The 16276-nt window shown below is 74.9% G+C and carries 14 protein-coding genes and 1 tRNA gene; 10 read left to right on the forward strand and 5 right to left on the reverse strand.

The features are described 5' to 3' along the window. Window positions 1-37 precede the first annotated feature (37 nt). Together ACI79O_RS14665 and orn are read right to left on the reverse strand one after the other, a co-directional pair. A tRNA-His gene (locus ACI79O_RS14665) sits at window positions 38-113 on the reverse strand. A 57-nt stretch (window positions 114-170) separates the two neighbouring features. Continuing rightward, window positions 171-860 (reverse strand): oligoribonuclease, encoded by a 690-nt coding sequence (orn, locus tag ACI79O_RS14670; RefSeq protein ID WP_456914512.1) that lies wholly within the window; start codon window positions 858-860, stop codon window positions 171-173. Window positions 861-1022: 162 nt separating this feature from the next. On the opposite strand from orn, the gene ACI79O_RS14675 reads away from it, so the two are divergent. Together ACI79O_RS14675 and ACI79O_RS14680 are read left to right on the forward strand one after the other, a co-directional pair. Next, a complete protein-coding gene (locus ACI79O_RS14675; RefSeq protein ID WP_456914513.1) occupies window positions 1023-2252 on the forward strand; it encodes a hypothetical protein in 1230 nt (409 codons plus the stop codon). A 124-nt stretch (window positions 2253-2376) separates the two neighbouring features. After that, window positions 2377-4215 carry a hypothetical protein gene (locus ACI79O_RS14680; protein ID WP_456914514.1) on the forward strand — a complete coding sequence of 613 codons (1839 nt, stop codon included), beginning with the start codon at window positions 2377-2379 and terminating at the stop codon, window positions 4213-4215. 51 nt (window positions 4216-4266) lie between these two features. Here ACI79O_RS14680 and ACI79O_RS14685 read toward each other — a convergent pair whose 3' ends face one another. Further along, window positions 4267-5280, reverse strand: coding sequence for an NADPH:quinone reductase (locus tag ACI79O_RS14685; RefSeq protein ID WP_456889604.1), 1014 nt, complete (start codon window positions 5278-5280; stop codon window positions 4267-4269). A 190-nt stretch (window positions 5281-5470) separates the two neighbouring features. On the opposite strand from ACI79O_RS14685, the gene ACI79O_RS14690 reads away from it, so the two are divergent. Then, complete coding sequence (locus ACI79O_RS14690) at window positions 5471-6304, forward strand: aquaporin (RefSeq protein WP_456889602.1); 834 nt, start codon at window positions 5471-5473, stop codon at window positions 6302-6304. 26 nt (window positions 6305-6330) lie between these two features. On the opposite strand, the gene ACI79O_RS14695 is transcribed toward ACI79O_RS14690, so the two are convergent. Further along, window positions 6331-6666, reverse strand: coding sequence for a hypothetical protein (locus tag ACI79O_RS14695; RefSeq protein WP_456914515.1), 336 nt, complete (start codon window positions 6664-6666; stop codon window positions 6331-6333). Window positions 6667-6817: 151 nt separating this feature from the next. On the opposite strand from ACI79O_RS14695, the gene ACI79O_RS14700 reads away from it, so the two are divergent. The 3 genes from ACI79O_RS14700 to ACI79O_RS14710 all read left to right on the forward strand — a co-directional run bounded on the left by ACI79O_RS14700 (window position 6818) and on the right by ACI79O_RS14710 (window position 11599). Next, the gene (locus ACI79O_RS14700) at window positions 6818-7711 is read left to right on the forward strand and encodes an ATP-grasp fold amidoligase family protein (RefSeq protein ID WP_456914516.1); all 894 of its coding nucleotides are present in this window, start codon (window positions 6818-6820) and stop codon (window positions 7709-7711) included. A 31-nt stretch (window positions 7712-7742) separates the two neighbouring features. Then, window positions 7743-9611 (forward strand): putative bifunctional diguanylate cyclase/phosphodiesterase, encoded by a 1869-nt coding sequence (locus ACI79O_RS14705; RefSeq protein WP_456914517.1) that lies wholly within the window; start codon window positions 7743-7745, stop codon window positions 9609-9611. A gap of 107 nt (window positions 9612-9718) precedes the next feature. Next, window positions 9719-11599 (forward strand): glycosyl hydrolase family 28-related protein, encoded by a 1881-nt coding sequence (locus tag ACI79O_RS14710; protein ID WP_456914518.1) that lies wholly within the window; start codon window positions 9719-9721, stop codon window positions 11597-11599. A gap of 69 nt (window positions 11600-11668) precedes the next feature. Here ACI79O_RS14710 and ACI79O_RS14715 read toward each other — a convergent pair whose 3' ends face one another. Then, window positions 11669-12895, reverse strand: coding sequence for an epoxide hydrolase family protein (locus ACI79O_RS14715; RefSeq protein WP_456892610.1), 1227 nt, complete (start codon window positions 12893-12895; stop codon window positions 11669-11671). A gap of 198 nt (window positions 12896-13093) precedes the next feature. Between ACI79O_RS14715 and ACI79O_RS14720 the strand changes: the two genes are divergently transcribed. From ACI79O_RS14720 to ACI79O_RS14735, 4 genes are all read left to right on the forward strand, one after another. Beyond that, window positions 13094-13558: an SRPBCC family protein gene (locus ACI79O_RS14720; protein WP_456914519.1), complete on the forward strand. Its 465-nt coding sequence runs from the start codon at window positions 13094-13096 to the stop codon at window positions 13556-13558. A 100-nt stretch (window positions 13559-13658) separates the two neighbouring features. After that, a complete protein-coding gene (locus ACI79O_RS14725; protein ID WP_456892607.1) occupies window positions 13659-14495 on the forward strand; it encodes a mycofactocin-coupled SDR family oxidoreductase in 837 nt (278 codons plus the stop codon). A 13-nt stretch (window positions 14496-14508) separates the two neighbouring features. Continuing rightward, window positions 14509-15339, forward strand: a complete 831-nt coding sequence (locus ACI79O_RS14730; RefSeq protein ID WP_456914520.1) for a mycofactocin-coupled SDR family oxidoreductase — start codon at window positions 14509-14511, stop codon at window positions 15337-15339. 43 nt (window positions 15340-15382) lie between these two features. Then, the gene (locus ACI79O_RS14735; RefSeq protein ID WP_456914521.1) at window positions 15383-16273 is read left to right on the forward strand and encodes an AAA family ATPase; all 891 of its coding nucleotides are present in this window, start codon (window positions 15383-15385) and stop codon (window positions 16271-16273) included. Window positions 16274-16276: the final 3 nt, after the last annotated feature.

The raw sequence follows: 16276 nt of genomic DNA on the forward strand, positions 1-16276 counted from the left end.
AAGGCCCTGGCCGGCGAACCGACCAGGGCCTCCTCCGTGGGGTGAGTGACGGGGCTCGAACCCGCGACACCCAGGATCACAACCTGGTGCTCTACCAGCTGAGCTACACCCACCGCGTGCACTCCCGGAGCACGCGGCGCCGGGGGCAGGGACGAGGATACCGGAGCCGGTCAGCCCTCCGACGCGGCCGGGGGTGCGGCGTCGGGTGCGGTGGCCGGCGGGGTGGCGTCGGCGGCGGCGAGGACGTCCGCGAAGGACCCGGCCACCTCGCCGGCCGCGCGCTGGGCCTGCGTCGTCGACGGGCCCGGCGCGTCGACGAACAGCGTCCGGCGGTAGTAGGCGAGCTCGCGGACGGACTCGACGATGTCGGCCAGCGCGCGGTGCGCCAGGCCCTTGGACGGCTGGGCGAAGTAGACGCGGGGGAACCAGCGGCGGGCCAGTTCCTTGATCGAGCTGACGTCGACCATCCGGTAGTGCAGGTGATCGTCGAGCTCGGGCATGTCGCGGGCGAGGAAGCCGCGGTCGGTGCCGATCGAGTTGCCGCACAGGGGAGCGGTGCGCCGCTCGGGCACCCACCGCTTCACGTAGGCGAGCACCTGCTGCTCGGCCTCGGCGACGGTCAGGGTGGAGGCGCGCACCGCCTCGGTCAGCCCGGACCTCGCGTGCATCTCGGTGACGACGTCGGCCATGTCCTCGAGGTCGGCGTCGTCGGCGTGGATCACCAGGTCCAGGCCCGGGTCGAGGACCCGCAGCTCGGAGTCGGTCACCACCACGGCGACCTCGATCAGCTTGTCCTTGGTGAGGTCCAGCCCGGTCATCTCGCAGTCGATCCAGACCAGGTGCCCGCCGCTCTCCGCCACGGCGACCGACCCTACGTCGCGCCCGGCGGTCCCGTCCGTCCCGGCCGTCCGCGTGCCCGCGCCTACCCCACCCGCCACACCGGCGCCAACTCGGGGCGCCGGATCGGCCGTCTCCGCAGGTAGCCTCGCCGCATCCCGTTCCGATACTCCTGGAGCCCTGCCGTGCCCCGATCCGATGCCCCCGCGGCGCCCGCCCGGACGCTGCCGCCGGCACCGGCCTCGCCGGCCGCCGCGCTCCGGCACCCCGTCGCGCTCGTCCGCCGGCTGTGGGCGGCCTACGGGACGCCGGGCCGGCCGGGCCGCCCGACGGGGGAGGCCGAGCTCCGCTGGATCTACACCGCCTGGCTCGGCGCGTTCCTGCTCAAGATGCTCGGCTCGTCCTGGGACGTGTCCTGGCACTTCAAGTGGCTGCGCGACGACCTCGCGCCGCCGCACCTGCTCAACTCCGCGGGCACCGCGGTCGTCATCGCCCTCGTCGCGTTCCACAGCTACACCGGCTACGGCGTCGACCGGCGGGCGCTGCGGCTGATGCAGTGGGGGATCGCGACCTTCCTGGTCGCCATCCCGATCGACATCGTCAACCACCGGGTCAACGGGCTGGACATCACCAGCTGGAGCCCCAGCCACGCGCTGCTCTACATCGGCACGGCGATCATGCTCGCCGGGGCGATCCGGGGGTGGTGGCTCTCCGCCGCCCCCGGCCGCGTCCGCGACCTGGTGTCGCTGGGCCTGTGGCTGTTCTTCGTCGAGAACGCGGTCTTCCCCAACCAGCACCAGGAGTACGGCGTCCTGTCGCTGCGCGCCTACGAGGCCGGGGCGACGACGGCCGAGCAGCAGCTGCTCGACTTCGCCGCCGCGCAGGGCCAGACGCCGACGATGTTCATGCTCCCGGTGCCGTCCTGGGTGCACCCCGCGTGGCTCCTCTGCGCCGGCCTGCTCTCGCTGGTCGTCGCCCGCCGGGTCGTCGGCCGGCGCTGGACCGCGACCGTCGTCGCCGGCACCTACCTCGCCTACCGCGCCGTGACGTGGGCGGGTCTGGTGGCCATCGGCTTCCCGCCCTCGGTGCTGCCGCTGGTCCTGCTGGTCGGCGCCGTGTGCGTCGACCTCGCGGTCACCCACCGGCTGCCCGGCTGGACCGCCGCTCCCGCCACCGCCGCCGCGGTCTACGCCGCCGCCTGGCTGTGCGACGCGGCGGGGGTCCTGCCGCCGTGGAACTGGTCGTGGTGGTCGATCACGCTGGTCGTCGCGGCGTTCACCGCGCTCTGGGCGGCGGTCGACGTCGTCGCCGGCAGCCGGGCGTACGCCGCCTGGATGCGGCCGGTCGAACCCGGCCGGGCGGCCGAGCCCGTCCTCGCCGGCGCGCCGGCCGACGGCGGCGCGCCGACCCGTTGAGGAACGGGACCGGCCCGTCACGTGTCGGTAGCGTCGGGTCCCGGCCGCCGGCCCGGGCCCGCTCCGCACCCGCCCGTGTGCCCGCCCGTGCGCCCCTGCACCCCACCCGCCCCCGGAGGACCACGTGCTGCCCCTGACCCCGGTGCCGCCGCAGACGGCGGGGGAGCGTGCGCTCTACGCCGAGTTGACCCGCTGGGACCGCGGCGGCGCGATCCGCGGCGCCGTCGTGGCCTCGCTCCCCGTCGTCGACGGGCCGATGGAGCGGCGGTACTCCGACGCCGTCCTCCTGGTCCCGGAGGGCCTGGCAGTGGTGCGTGTCGCCGAGGTGGTCCGCCAGCGCGGCGTGGTCACCGTGACGCCCGAGGGGGCCTGGACGATCGGCCCCGGCGCCGGACCGGGTGAGGTCCTGCAGCTGGCCGGCGGCGGCTCGACCCCGCTCGACGGCCTCATGCGCGCCGGCATGGACACCGCCGTCCGGCTGCGCCGGGCCGGGCTGGAGCCGGGCCGGATCGCTCGGGTCACCGTCCTCGTCGGCGACCTCACCGGGCTGGACCCCGCCGACGGCGACCTCGGCGACGGCGACCAGGTCGCGCTGCTGGAGACGCGCTCGCTGCTGCTGGGCATCTCCCGGGCGGCCCGCTACGCCGGCGTGGACAACCCCCGGCTGTGGACCACCGCCGACGTCCGCGCCGCGCTGACCGCGCTCGGCTACGAGGGGCGGGGACCCACGGTCGAGGAGCTCAACGGCGAGGGCTTCCCGTACTCGCCCTACGTGCTGCGCCGCCGGGAGCTGCTCGCCCCGGCGGCGATGGCCGCCTCGCCGGCCCTGGGCGGGGTGTCCTCCCTTCCCGCGCCGGCCCTGCCGTCGCCACCCCCGCCCGCGCCCGCCGCTCCGGCGGTCCCGCCGGTGCCCGCCCCCGCCGGCCCGCCGGCCGGCCCGCTGGTCGACCCGGTGGCGGCCGCCGCCGTCGCCGCGGCCGCCATCCGGGCCGACGAGGAGGCCGCCGCCCGGGCCGCCGCCGGCCTGGCGGCCGCCGCTCCGGTGATGCCCACGCCGCGCCCGGCCACCGCCCGGTTCGAGGCGCCCGCCGTCGACTCCGGCGCCGGGGCGCCGCCGGTCGGCATCGAGGACACCGGCGGGCTCGGCGGACTCTTCGGTGGCTCGTCCGGCGGGGACGACCGCTCCGAGGCCGCGTCGTGGCCGCCGGTGGCCCCGGCCCCGGTCGCCGCGCCGGCACCCGAGGCGCCCCTGCTCGCGGCCCCGCCGGCCACCTCCCTGTCCGCCGAGGCGCCGCCCGCCCCGCTCGTGGGACCCCGCCGCCGCACCTCCGCCGCCCACCGCCGGCTGGCCCTGCTCGCCGTCGCGGCCGTGGCCGCGGTCGCCGTCCTCGTGGGGCTGGTCGCCGGGCTCACCGGAGGCGGGGAGGAGGCGGCCTCCGCGCAGGAGCCGCCCGCCGCGGGCAGCGCCCCGGCCGCGCCGCCCGCCGCGGGGCCGACGCCCGGCACGGCCAGCGTGCTCGACGGCCGGACGTTCCTCCTGCAGCAGGTGCAGGTCGACGACACCTGCGTGGGCAACTCCTACGGCGACGTCGCGAGCTCCTTCGAGACCGCCGACTGCACCGGGCTGGCCCGTGCGCTGTGGTCGACCGACGTCGACGGCCGGGCGGTCGTCGTGTCGGTGGCCAAGGTCGACATGGGCGACACCGTCGCCGCGCGGGCCCTGCGGGCGCTGGCCGACACCGACGGCAGCGGCAACGTCAGCGACCTGCTCCGCGAGGGCGTCACCTACCCCGGCGCCCCCGCGCAGCTCTCCGGCGCCGAGTACGCCAGCGCCGTCGGGGGCAGCCTGGTCACCATCGTCGAGACCGCGTGGGCCGACGGCGGCCCGGGCGACCTCGCCGACCTGGACCTGGTCGCCGGCGCCGGCCTCGCCCTGCCGATGCCCGTCCCCGCCGCCGACTGAGGCGCGCTGAGGGAGCCATTATCGCGATAATGGCTCCCTCGCGGGCCGCGCTCAGGCGGTGACGTCGACCAGCACCTTGCCGACGGCGCCGTCCTCGACCGCGCGGTGGGCCTCGGCGGTCTCGGCCAGCGGGTACACGTGCAGCGGCAGCCCCGCGTCGTCGCCCACCCGGACCGCGCCGTCGAGGACCGCGGCGTTGACGTCCTCGACGCCGATCACCTTGGCGCGCTCGGGCAGGGTGTAGACGTAGACGAAGCTCCACCGTGCGTTGGGCACCATCTGCGCGCGCACCGGGATGGTGACCTCGGCGCCGCCGTCGTCGGCGTACACGGCCACCGCCCCGTGCATCCCGATCACCTGCGCGTCGACGGCGGCGTTGCGGGCCGCCGACACCTCGACGACGACGTCGACCCCCTTGGGCGCGACCTTGCGGACCTCGGCGACGACGTCCTGCTGCCGGTAGTCGACGACGTGCGAGGCGCCGGCGGCCGCTGCCAGCTGCGCCTTGCGCGGACTGCTCACCGTGGCGACCACCGTGGCGTCGGCCCGGCGGGCCAGCTGGATCGCGGCGTTGCCGACCGCGCCCGCGCCGCCCTGCACCAGCACGGTCCGCCCGGTGAGCGAGCCGGGGCCGATCCGGTCGGGCACCGACTCGCCGAGGGTGAGGCAGCGGTGCGCGGTGAGGAACGGGATGCCCAGCGCCGCGCCCAGCTCGAAGGACCGGTCCGCACCGAGCAGCACCGCCTGCCGCAGCGGGACGACGGTGTACTCGGCGGCGGTGCCCCAGGGGCGCTGCCAGGCCGCCTCCCACACCCACACCCGCTGGCCGGTGACCGCCGGGTCGACGCCCCGGCCGACCGCCTCGACGGTGCCGGCGCCGTCCTGGCCGGGGACCTGGCCCTCCGGCCCGGGTTCTCTCGTGCGGCGGGACTTCCAGTCGGTGGGGTTGACGCCGGCCATCGCGAGGCGCACGAGGACCTCGCCGGGGCCGGGCTCGGGGGTGGGGCGGTCGGTCAGCTCGAGGACCTCGGGTCCGCCGGTCCGGGTGTAGGTGACGGCACGCACGGCACGGGCCTACCCAGGTGCACGGGGGAGTTGTGTACGACGGCGTTCCGCCTGGTCAGGTGGCCGGAGGTGTTCACCCGAGGGGCCTTGTGCGGGCAGTGACGGATGCGTCACGCTCGTGTCTGCCCGCACCGTGGCCGCCGGAGGGGGAGGCGCGGGGGGACGGCTGCGGACGCCCCGGAGGTCGCCGGTGTCTCCTCTCCTGATCCGTCAACTCGCCGTCGAGTTCCTCGGCACCGCCCTGCTGGTCGTCGTCGCGGTCGGCGCGGCCGTCGCCGGCATCGACGACGTCGGCCCGCTGGGCGTGGCCCTGGCGTTCGGTCTGACCCTGCTGGCCCTCGCCTACGCGATCGGGCCGATCTCGGGGTGTCACGTCAACCCGGCGGTCACCCTCGGCGTGCTCCTGTCCCGCGGGATGACCGGCACCGAGGCGGCGTGCTACTGGGCCGCCCAGTTCGCCGGCGGCATCGCGGGTGCCGCGGTGCTCGCGCTGCTGACCAGCGACTTCGGCGAGGTCACCGACCAGACCGGCACCCTGGGCTCGAACGGCTGGGGCGAGACCGTCAGCGGCGGCGGCGCGTTCGTCGTCGAGGTGCTGCTGACCTTCGTCCTGGTGGCGGTCGTCCTGCTGGTCACGGGCAAGGCGGCGGCGCCGGGCTTCGCCGGCCTGGCCATCGGTCTCACGCTCGCCGCGGTGCACGTCGTCGGCATCCCGCTCACCGGCACCTCGGTGAACCCCGCCCGCTCCCTCGGCCCGGCGCTGTTCGCCGGGGGCGAGGCGCTGTCGCAGGTGTGGCTGTTCATCGTGGCGCCGCTGGTGGGCGCCGCCCTCGCGGTGCTGGTCGTCCGCGCGCTGTCGGTGCCGACCCTGACCGTGGAGCAGGCCGGCCCGACGGTCACCCGGGACGAGACCGGCGTCCAGGTGCCCGAGGCCGACACCGACGGCGACGGCACCCCGCTGCCCCGCGCCCGGACCCCGGAGGAGGCCGGGGACCCCGACCGGCGGGACCGCGCGCCCAGCTGAGCCGGCGGCCGATCCGGTGCCCGCGGTCAGGCCGTGGGCACCGGGCCGGCGGCCGTCGCCCGCTCGGCCTGGACGCGGCGCCAGTGGTAGACGTACAGCGGCAGGGCGATCAACAGCGTGGTCGCGGCCCCCACCACGCCGATCACCTCGTAGCGGCGCTGGGAGTCCAGCGACTGCTCGGCGAGCCGCCGCTCCTGCTCGTCGTCGAGCATCGGGTCCCCGACGAAGCCCACGCCGGGGTCGGGGTAGGCGATGCCCACCACACCCTGCACCAGCTGCACGGCCGCGAAGATCGAGATCACCAGCGTGACCAGGCAGACCAGGTACAGGTAGACGTTGCGGAGGGTCAGGCGCTCGGTCACGGGGACTCCGGTCGTCGGCCGGCGTCGGCCGCCGGCGGTCGCCCGTCATCCTGGGGACGGCGACCGCCGCGGCGGGCCCTGACGCGACCCGCCGCGGCCGAACCGTTACCGGTCCCGCCGGGCCGGGGTAGGGGCGCTGCGTGATGAGCGCGTGACGACGGAGGACCCCGCCCGCCTGGCCCGGGTCGTCCCGCGGCTGCACCGTGCCCTGCTCTACCGCCGCCACCACGGGCGGCTGCCGCCGTGGGGTCCGCCGCGGACGTTCACCGAGAAGCTCGACCGGCGGATCACCCGGGACCGCCGCCCGCTGCTCGCGCCCACCTGCGACAAGCTGGCGGTGAAGGAGCACTTCGCCCGTCGCGCGCCCGGGCTGCGCATCCCGCGGACGCACTGGACCGGCACCGACGTCAAGGACCTCGCCGAGGTGGAGCTGCCCGACCGGTGGGTGCTCAAGCCCAACCACTCGTGCCGCCGGGTGCTGCTGGGGGAGGGGCGGCCCGACCCGGCCGACCTCGCCCGGCGCACCGACGGCTGGGTCGCCGAGCGCTACTGGCGCAAGAGCGAGGAGTGGGCCTACCGGCACGCGCGGCCGTGCCTGCTGGTCGAGGAGCACGTGGGCCCGCCGGGGGAGGTGCCGGCCGACCTCAAGGTGCTCGTGTTCGACGGCGTCCCGCGGCTGGTGGGCGTGCACACCGACCGGCGCGACGGGCTCCGGGCGCGCCTCTACACCCCCGACTGGGAGCCGCTGCCGTGGACCTGGGGCTACCCGCCCGGGCCCGGCGTCCCCCGCCCGGCGTGGCTGCCGGACCTGCTGGCCGCGGCCGCGGCGGTCGCCGAGGGCTTCGACATGCTGCGCGTGGACCTCTACCACTCCGGTGGGCGGCTGTGGGGCGGCGAGCTCACCCCCTACCCCGGCGCGGGCCTGAGCCGCCTCGAGCCGGGCCTGGACGCCTGGCTGGGCGGCTGGTGGACCCTGCCGGGGTCGCTGCGGGCGCCCGCGCCGGGCCGCTCACCCCGGGGGGTGGTGCTCTCCGAACCCGGCTGATCCGGAACGGGACCGGTGCCGATTGGGCGGCATGGAACTCGCCGCGCTGGGCCGCCTCGGCCGCCACCTGCCCGAGGGCCGCCTGCTGCCCGACGAGGTGTGGCGGCGCCGGCACGCGGTCCTGCTGCGCCTGGCCGCCGTGCAGGCGCTCGCCATCGGTGTCCTGGCGCTCGCCCGCGGCTGGCCGCCCCTGGCCGCGGTGGGCGCCGCGGCGGTGGCGGCCTACCCGCTGTCCTTCTCGCTGCTGCCGGGCGCCGGGCGCACGCTGCGCTCGGCCGGGACGACGGCGAGCCTGCTCGCCGCGGCGGTGCTGCTCGTGCACGTGTTCGACGGGCTGACCGAGGCGCACTTCGCCTTCTTCGTGCTCGTCGGCCTGGTGTCGCTGTACCAGGACTGGATCCCCTTCGGCCTGGCCCTGGCCGTCGTCGTGCTGCACCACGGCGTCGTCGGCACGCTGTTCCCGCACTCGGTCTTCGACCACGACGCCGCCCTGCGCGACCCGTGGGTGTGGGCCGCGGTGCACGGCGGGTTCGTGCTGGCCGCGAGCCTGGCCAACCTGGCCTCCTGGCGGCTCAACGAGCGGCAGGGGCTGCACGACCCGCTCACCGGGCTGGCCAACCGCACGCGGCTGGTGCGGGGCATGGCCCGGCTGCTGGAGCGCCGGCCCGCCGGCCGGGTCAGCGTGCTGTTCCTCGACCTCGACGACTTCAAGGACGTCAACGACAGCCGCGGGCACGCCGCCGGCGACCAGCTGCTCACCACGGTCGGCCGCCGGCTGCAGGCGTGCACGCGGGCGGGGGACGAGGTGGGCCGGCTGGGCGGGGACGAGTTCGCCGTCGTGGTCGACGGCGACGCCGACGAGGCCGCGGCGCTCGGTGAGCGGGTGCTCGCGGCGCTCGCCGAGCCGGTCGACGTCGGCGGCCGGCCGCTGTCGGTGCAGGTGAGCATCGGCGTCGCCGACACCGGCACGGCCGCCGACCGCCGGCCCGCGACGCTGCTGCGCAACGCCGACCTGGCGATGTACCAGGCCAAGGCGGCCGGCAAGAACCGGCTGGTGCGCTACGCGCCGGGCATGGCCGAGGCGGCCCGGTGCGAGGCCGACCTGCTCGCCGACCTCGCCGGCGCGACCCGGGCCGGGCAGCTGGAGGTCCACTACCAGCCGACCGTCGACCTGTCCGACGGCCGCACCACCGGCTACGAGGCGCTCCTGCGGTGGTACCACCCCACCCGCGGGCTCGTGCCCCCGGCGGAGTTCGTCCCGCTGGCCGAGCAGAGCGGCTCCATCGTCGAGATCGGCCGCTGGGTGCTCCGGCAGGCGGTGCACCAGGCGGCTGCGTGGACGGCCGACTCCGGCCGCCCGCTCGGCATGGCGGTCAACCTCTCGCCACGGCAGCTGGCCGACGACGACGTCGTGGCGCTGGTCGCCGGCGCCCTCGCCGACTCCGGCCTGCCCGCCGTCCAGCTCACGCTCGAGATCACCGAGGGGGTGCTGCTGCGCGACGTCGACGAGGTCGTCGGCCGGCTCGCCGCGCTGCGGGCGCTGGGTGTGCGGATCGCCATCGACGACTTCGGCACCGGGTACGCGAGCCTGTCCTACCTGCGCCGGCTGCCCGCCGACGTCCTCAAGATCGACCGCAGCTTCGTGCACGAGCTGGGCGCCGGTGGCCGCTCCACCACCCTGGTCGCCTCGATGATCGAGCTGGCCCGCAGCCTCGGCCTGGCGGTGGTGGCCGAGGGCGTGGAGACGGTCCAGCAGCAGGCGGTGCTCGGCGACCTGGCCTGCTCGCACGCGCAGGGGTTCCTCTTCGGCCGCCCGCAGCCCGCGCCCGCGCACGACCCCGCCGACCAGGTGCCGGCGGACGTCGTCCCCGCGCCTCGCGGCGAGGTCACGGCCGTCTGACCGGATCCGGAACCGGGTGGCCTGCAGCGGGACGGGTGCCGCTAGCCTCGTGCCGCACCGTGACACCCGTCACACCGTGCGTCACCCCTCGACGATGAGGACGGTCCGTGCACCCAGCTCCCGCATCGCCCACCCGTCGCCGTCTCGGCGGGATCCTCGCCCTCGCGACGGCGCTCTCCCTGTGCCCGCTCGCCGCCGGGGTCGCGACCGCCGCCCCGCCTCCACCGACGAGCCCGACGGCGCCCGACCTCGGTGTCGACGTCACCGTGTTCGACCCGAGCACGCCGGTCAGCGAGATCCAGGCGACGCTCGACGCCACCTGGGAACGGCAGCGCGACAACGAGATGGGCAGCGAGCGCTACGCCTACCTCTTCCGGCCGGGGACCTACGGCACCGACGAGCAGCCGCTGCAGATCAAGGTGGGCTACTACACCGAGATCAGCGGCCTGGGCGCCGAGCCCTCGGACGTGGTCATCAACGGCAAGGTCGAGACCTACAACCGCTGCCTGACACCGGACAACTGCATCGCGCTGAACAACTTCTGGCGCACCGTCTCGAACCTCACCATCGACGTGAACGCCGCCGGCCAGGACGGCTGCCGGTCCACCGCCAACTTCTGGGCGGTCTCGCAGGCGGTCTCGATGCGCCGCGTGCAGGTCACCGGCGGCACGCTGTCGCTGATGGACTACTGCACCGCCGGGCCGCAGTACGCCAGCGGCGGCTTCATCGCCGACTCGCAGCTGCCGGCCGTCGTCAACGGCTCCCAGCAGCAGTGGCTGACCCGCAACAGCTCGGTGACCTCCTGGTCCAACGGCGTCTGGAACCAGGTCTTCGCCGGCGTCGAGGGCGCGCCGGACGACGCAGGGTTCCCCACGCCGCCGTACACCACGCTGGAGACCGCCCCGGTCAGCCGCGAGAAGCCGTACCTGTTCGTCGACGACGAGGGCCGCTGGAACGTGCGGGTGCCCTCGGCGCAGCGCGACACGGCGGGCACCAGCTGGGACGAGGGGACGACCCCGGGGCGGACCGTCCCGATCACCGAGTTCCTCGTCGCCACGCCGTCGACGCCGGTGCAGCAGGTGAACAACCACCTGGCCCGGGGCGGGCACCTGTTGCTGACCCCCGGCACCTACGACGTGGCGCGCAGCATCGACGTCAAGCGACCGGGCACCGTGGTCCTGGGCATCGGGCACGCCACGCTGACCGCGGTCGGCGGCGTGGTGCCGCTGACGGTGGCCGACGTGCCCGGCGTCGTCGTCGCCGGCGTGACCGTCGACGCCGGCACCGTCGAGTCGCCGGCGCTGCTCCGGGTCGGGCGGCCGAACGGGAACGGCGGGCGGTCGGACGCGGCCGACCCGACGACGCTGTCGGACGTGTACTTCCGCGTGGGCGGGCCGCACGTCGGCAAGGTCGACACCGCGCTCGAGGTCAACAGCGACGACGTGCTCGTCGACCACACCTGGGTGTGGCGGGCCGACCACGGCGTCGAGCCGTTCACCGAGGGGTACCTCGGCGACACCGACCGCTGGCGCACCAACACCGGCCGCGTGGGCGCCGAGGTCAACGGCGACCGGGTGACCGCGACCGGCCTGTTCGTGGAGCACTTCCAGACGCACAACACCGTCTGGAACGGCGAGGACGGCACCACGGTGCTGTACCAGAACGAGCTGCCCTACGACCCGCCGTCGCAGGCCGACTGGCAGCAGCCCGACGGCACCCTGGGCTGGGCCGGGTACAAGGTCGGCGACGACGTGCAGCGGCACGAGCTGTACGGCGGCGGTGTCTACGGCTACCAGCGCAACGCCGCTCCGGGGATCACCACCGAGCGCGGCTTCGAGGTGCCCGAGGCGCCGGGCGTGCGGCTGGAGCACGTGATGACCGTCCACCTCGACGGCATCGGGGTGATCGAGCACGTGGTGGACGACGTGGGTGGCCGGGCCGACGCCAGCAACCAGGGCCGGCCGCGGTACGTCGTCGAGTACCCGTGACGCGAGGGTGAGGCCGGTGGGCCGCGGCGGGGGTGCCGCCGCGGCCCACCGGGGCGACGAGCCGGGTGGTCAGCCGCGCGGCCCGGGGATGTCCGGTGTCCGGATCGGGCGGAACGCCTCCCGGAGCTCGGACGTGAACAGCTCGGGCTCCTCCCAGGCGGCGAAGTGCCCGCCCCGGTCGACCGCGTTGAAGTAGGTGAGGGTCGGGTACGCCGCCTCGGCCCAGCTGCGCGGGGTCCGCCAGATCTCGCCCGGGAACGTGGTGAAGCCGACCGGCACGGAGACGGCCGGAGGTGCCTGGGCGGCCGCCGCCGCGGAGGCCGCGACCCCGTAGCTGTCCCAGTAGGACCGGGCCGCCGAGGCGCCGGTGCCGGTCAGCCAGTACACCGAGATGTTGTCCAGGACGTGGTCCCGGGTGAGATTGCCCACGGGCTCCCCGTCGACGAAGGCGCGGGAGATCTTGTAGTAGGCGTCGGTGTCGTGGTCGAGCATCCACGCGGCCAGGGCGACGGGGGAGTCGAGCAGGGCGTAGCCGATCGTCTGCGGCCGGGTCGCCTGCTCCAGGAAGTAGGCGAAGCCGCTCGACCGGAAGGTGGCGATCGCCTCGAGGCCGGCCCGTTCCTCGTCGGTGTCCGACGACAGGCCGCCGCCCAGGGCGGTGACCAGCAGGTTCAGGTGGATGCCGAGCAGCCCCTCGGGTGCCTGCCGGCCCATCGCGTCGGTGACGCCGGCGCCGACGTCCCCGCCCTGGGCGACGTAGCGGGTGTACCCGAGCCGGCGCATCAGCTCCGCCCAGGCCCGCCCGACGCGGGCGACGTCCCAGCCGGGCTCGGTCGGCTCGCCGGAGAAGCCGTAGCCGGGCAGCGACGGCAGCACCAGGTGGAAGGCGTCCTCGGCGCGGCCGCCGTGCGCCGTCGGGTCGGTCAGCGGGCCGACCGTCTCGAGCAGCTCGACGACGGAGCCTGGCCAGCCGTGGGTCATGACCAGCGGCAGGGCGTCCGCGTGCGGCGAGCGCACGTGGATGAAGTGGACGTCCACCCCGTCGATCTCGGTCCGGAACTGCGGCAGCGCGTTGAGCCGCGCCTCGCAGCGGCGCCAGTCGTACTCGTCGGCCCAGTAGCGGGCCAGCGCCTGCACCGTCGCCAGCTGCACGCCCTGGGAGCGGTCGGTGACCAGCTCCCGGGACGGCCAGCGCGTGGCGGCCAGACGGCTGCGCAGCTCGGTGAGCGCCTCTTCCGGGACGTCCACGCGGAACGGACGGATCGCACTGCCGGTCTGTTCGGCGACTGTGGTCATGACGGCCTGCCCTCGACATGGATGCGGGGAAGTCGCGGACCGGGCCAGATCAGCGAGCGCACCACAGCACCGGCGGGGATCCGGGCTTCCAGGACGAGACCACCGCACACCCTCGGGCGGCTCGTCGCACCCGTCGAAGTCCCTGGCCCGCCCTAGGGTGGGCGGTGCCGGCGCGCTCGCCGTCAGGAGATGCTGCCGATGACTGCCGAGCTGAGGACGTTCGTCGACTTCGACGCCACACCCGAGCGGGTGTGGCACGTGCTCACCGATCTGCCCGCCTACGCGGAGTGGAACCCCTTCGTCACCAGGGCTGAGGGGGCGGTCGTGGTCGGGTCCCGGCTGTCGGTCAGCGTCCCGCCCGCGAACCCCCTCGTGGACCCGAGACCGCGTCCCACGGTCCTCGAGGTGGTGCCCCTCCGACGGCTGCGGGTGCGGAGCCGCCTGGACAGGTTGCGCATCCCGGGCCTGTTCACCGTCGAGCTCACCATGACTCTCACCGATCACGACGGGGGAGTGCGGCTGTGGTGGCAGGACGAGTTCCGAGGGCTCCTGGCGCCCCTGCTGATCCGTTCCCTGAACCGCCACCGGCTGGCCGCGTTCCACGGCATGACCGCCGCGCTCAAGAGCCGGGTCGAGGGCTCGCCAGGATCGCCTCCTGCTTGAGGAGGGCCGTCCCTCGGTCGCCATGGAGCCCCTTCACTTGTGGCATCGAGTGCCATAACGTGTGGCCGTCGTCACACCGGAGCGGACGTGGAGGTCGGCCATGGGGCGCGTCGAGGGCAAGGTCGCATTCATCACCGGAGCCGCCCGCGGGCAGGGCCGCAGCCACGCGATCCGGCTGGCCGAGGAGGGCGCGGACGTCATCGCGGTCGACCTGTGCGGTCAGATCGACACGGTGCCCTACGCCATGGCGACGCCGGAGGACCTGGAACAGACCGTCAAGGCGGTCGAGGCGCTCGACCGCCGGATCGTCGCCCGGGAGGCCGACGTCCGTGACCTCGCAGCGCTGCAGGCCGTCGTCGACGAGGGGGTGGCCGAGCTGGGCGGACGCCTCGACATCGTCTCGGCCAACGCGGGGATCGCCAGCACCGGCACGCTGACCACCGAGTTCAGCGAGGAGAGCTGGGCCGACATGATCGACGTCAACCTCACCGGCGTGTGGCACACGACCAAGGTCGCCGTCCCGCACATGGTCGCGGCGGGCAACGGCGGGTGCATCGTCCTCACCAGCTCCGCGGCCGGGCTGATGGCCTACCCCGGCGTCGGCCACTACGTCGCGGCGAAGCACGGCGTGGTCGGGTTGATGCGCACGCTGGCGCTGGAACTGGCGCCCCACATGATCCGGGTCAACAGCATCCACCCGACGCAGGTGGACACCGACATGATCCAGAACGAGACGATCTGGAAGCTGTTCGCCCCGGACGAGCCGAACCCGTCCCGTGAGTCCTTCGCGCCGATCTCGCAGGAGATGAACGCCCTGCCGATCCCCTGGGTCGAGTCGCGCGACATCTCCAACGCCCTGCTGTTCCTGGCCTCCGACGAGGGCCGGTACATCACCGGCGTGACGCTGCCCGTCGACGCCGGCGCCGTCATCAAGTAGGGGAGGAGCAGCCATGCCAGGACGTGTCGAGGGCAAGGTCGCGTTCGTCACCGGAGCCGCCCGCGGTCAGGGGCGCAGCCACGCCATCCGCCTCGCCGAGGAGGGGGCCGACATCATCGCGGTCGACATCTGCCAGCAGATGGGGACGGTGCCCTATCCCATGGCGACGCCGGACGACCTCGCCGAGACGGTGAAGGAGGTGGAGTCGCTCGACCGCCGGATCGTGGCCACCCAGGCAGACGTGCGCGACGCCGAGGCGCTGCGGGCGGCCGTCGACCGGGGCGTCGCGGAACTCGGGCGGCTGGACATCGTGTGCGCGAACGCGGGCATCTTCAGCTTCACCACCGAGGAGCTGGGTGAGCGGATGTGGCGCGAGATGATCGACGTCAACCTCACCGGCGTGTGGCGCACCGCCAAGGTCGCCGTGCCGCACGTGATCGAGGGCGGTCGCGGCGGCTCGATCATCATGACCAGCTCGACGGCCGGCCTGCAGGGCTTCCCCAACTTCGCCCACTACGTCGCGGCCAAGCACGGTGTGGTCGGCCTGATGCGCACCCTGGCCCTGGAGCTCGCGCCGCACATGATCCGGGTCAACAGCGTGCACCCGACCAGCGTCGACACCGCCATGATCCACAACCGGGCGACCTACGACCTGTTCGCCCCCGACCTCGACGACCCGACGCGGGAGCAGGTGGCCGAGCGCTTCCGGGCGCTGAACGCGCTGCCGATCGAGTGGGTCGACGTCCGGGACATCAGCAACGCGGTGCTGTTCCTCGCCTCCGACGAGGCGCGCTACGTCACCGGGGTGACCCTGCCGGTCGACGCCGGCTCGACCCAGAAGTGAGGGGAGCGCACTGAGCGAGCAGGAGCCGGCCGGCATCGCGGACGTGCGCGCCCGCGTGGCCGCGCGGATCGTCGGCCGCGAGGACGAACTCGACCTCGTCCTCGCGGCCGTCGCCGCCGGCCGCGACATCGTGCTCGAGGGCCCGCCGGGCACCAGCAAGACGACGATGCTCAAGGCGATCACCGCGGAGTGGGGCATCCCGCTGCTGTTCGTCGAGGGCAACGCCGACCTGACCCCGGCGAAGATCGTCGGCCACCACAACCCGGCGCGGGTGCTGCGCGAGGACTACAGCGCCGACAACTTCGTGCCGGGTCCGCTGGTCGAGGCGATGGAACAGGGCGGTTTCCTCTACATCGAGGAGTTCAACCGGGCGCCGGAGGACACCCTCAACACCCTGCTGACGGCGATCGCCGACCGGACCGTCGCCGTCCCCCGGGTGGGCACGGTCACCGCCCGGCCGACGTTCCGGGTGATCGCCTCGATGAACCCCTACGACAACGTCGGGACGACGCGGCTGTCGACCAGCGTCCACGACCGGCTGTGCCGCCTGGCGATCGGCTACCAGGACGAGGCGGCCGAGCGCGACATCGTGGCGCTGCGGGCCGGCGGAGCCGAGGGGGAGCTGCGGACGGCGCTCGTGGCCGACGGCGTCGCGGTGACCCGGGCGACGCGGGCGCACCCCGACGTGCGGCAGGGCAGCAGCGTCCGCGGTGCGATCGACACGGTGCTGGTCGCCCTGCAGCTGGCGGCGCTGCGCGGCATCACCCTGCCGGCCGACGACCGGTACGCACCGACCGTCCGCGACGCGATGGTCGTGGCGCTGTCGGGGCGGATCCACCTCGACGAGGCGGCCGAGACCACCCCGGAGCAGGTGCTCCGCGAGATCTGGGAGGACCGCTTCGTCCTGACCCCGGCGGCCGCCGCTCCCGGTTGAAGT

Source organism: Geodermatophilus sp. SYSU D00696, from assembly GCF_054050235.1.

Bases quoted from the DNA above. Each gene is read 5' to 3' on its own strand.
- ACI79O_RS14725 (WP_456892607.1), top strand. From the start codon at position 13,659: ATGGGGCGCGTCGAGGGCAAGGTCGCATTCATCACCGGAGCCGCCCGC.
- ACI79O_RS14715 (WP_456892610.1), bottom strand. From the start codon at position 12,895: ATGACCACAGTCGCCGAACAGACCGGCAGTGCGATCCGTCCGTTCCGC.
- ACI79O_RS14730 (WP_456914520.1), top strand. From the start codon at position 14,509: ATGCCAGGACGTGTCGAGGGCAAGGTCGCGTTCGTCACCGGAGCCGCC.
- ACI79O_RS14720 (WP_456914519.1), top strand. From the start codon at position 13,094: ATGACTGCCGAGCTGAGGACGTTCGTCGACTTCGACGCCACACCCGAG.
- ACI79O_RS14705 (WP_456914517.1), top strand. From the start codon at position 7,743: ATGGAACTCGCCGCGCTGGGCCGCCTCGGCCGCCACCTGCCCGAGGGC.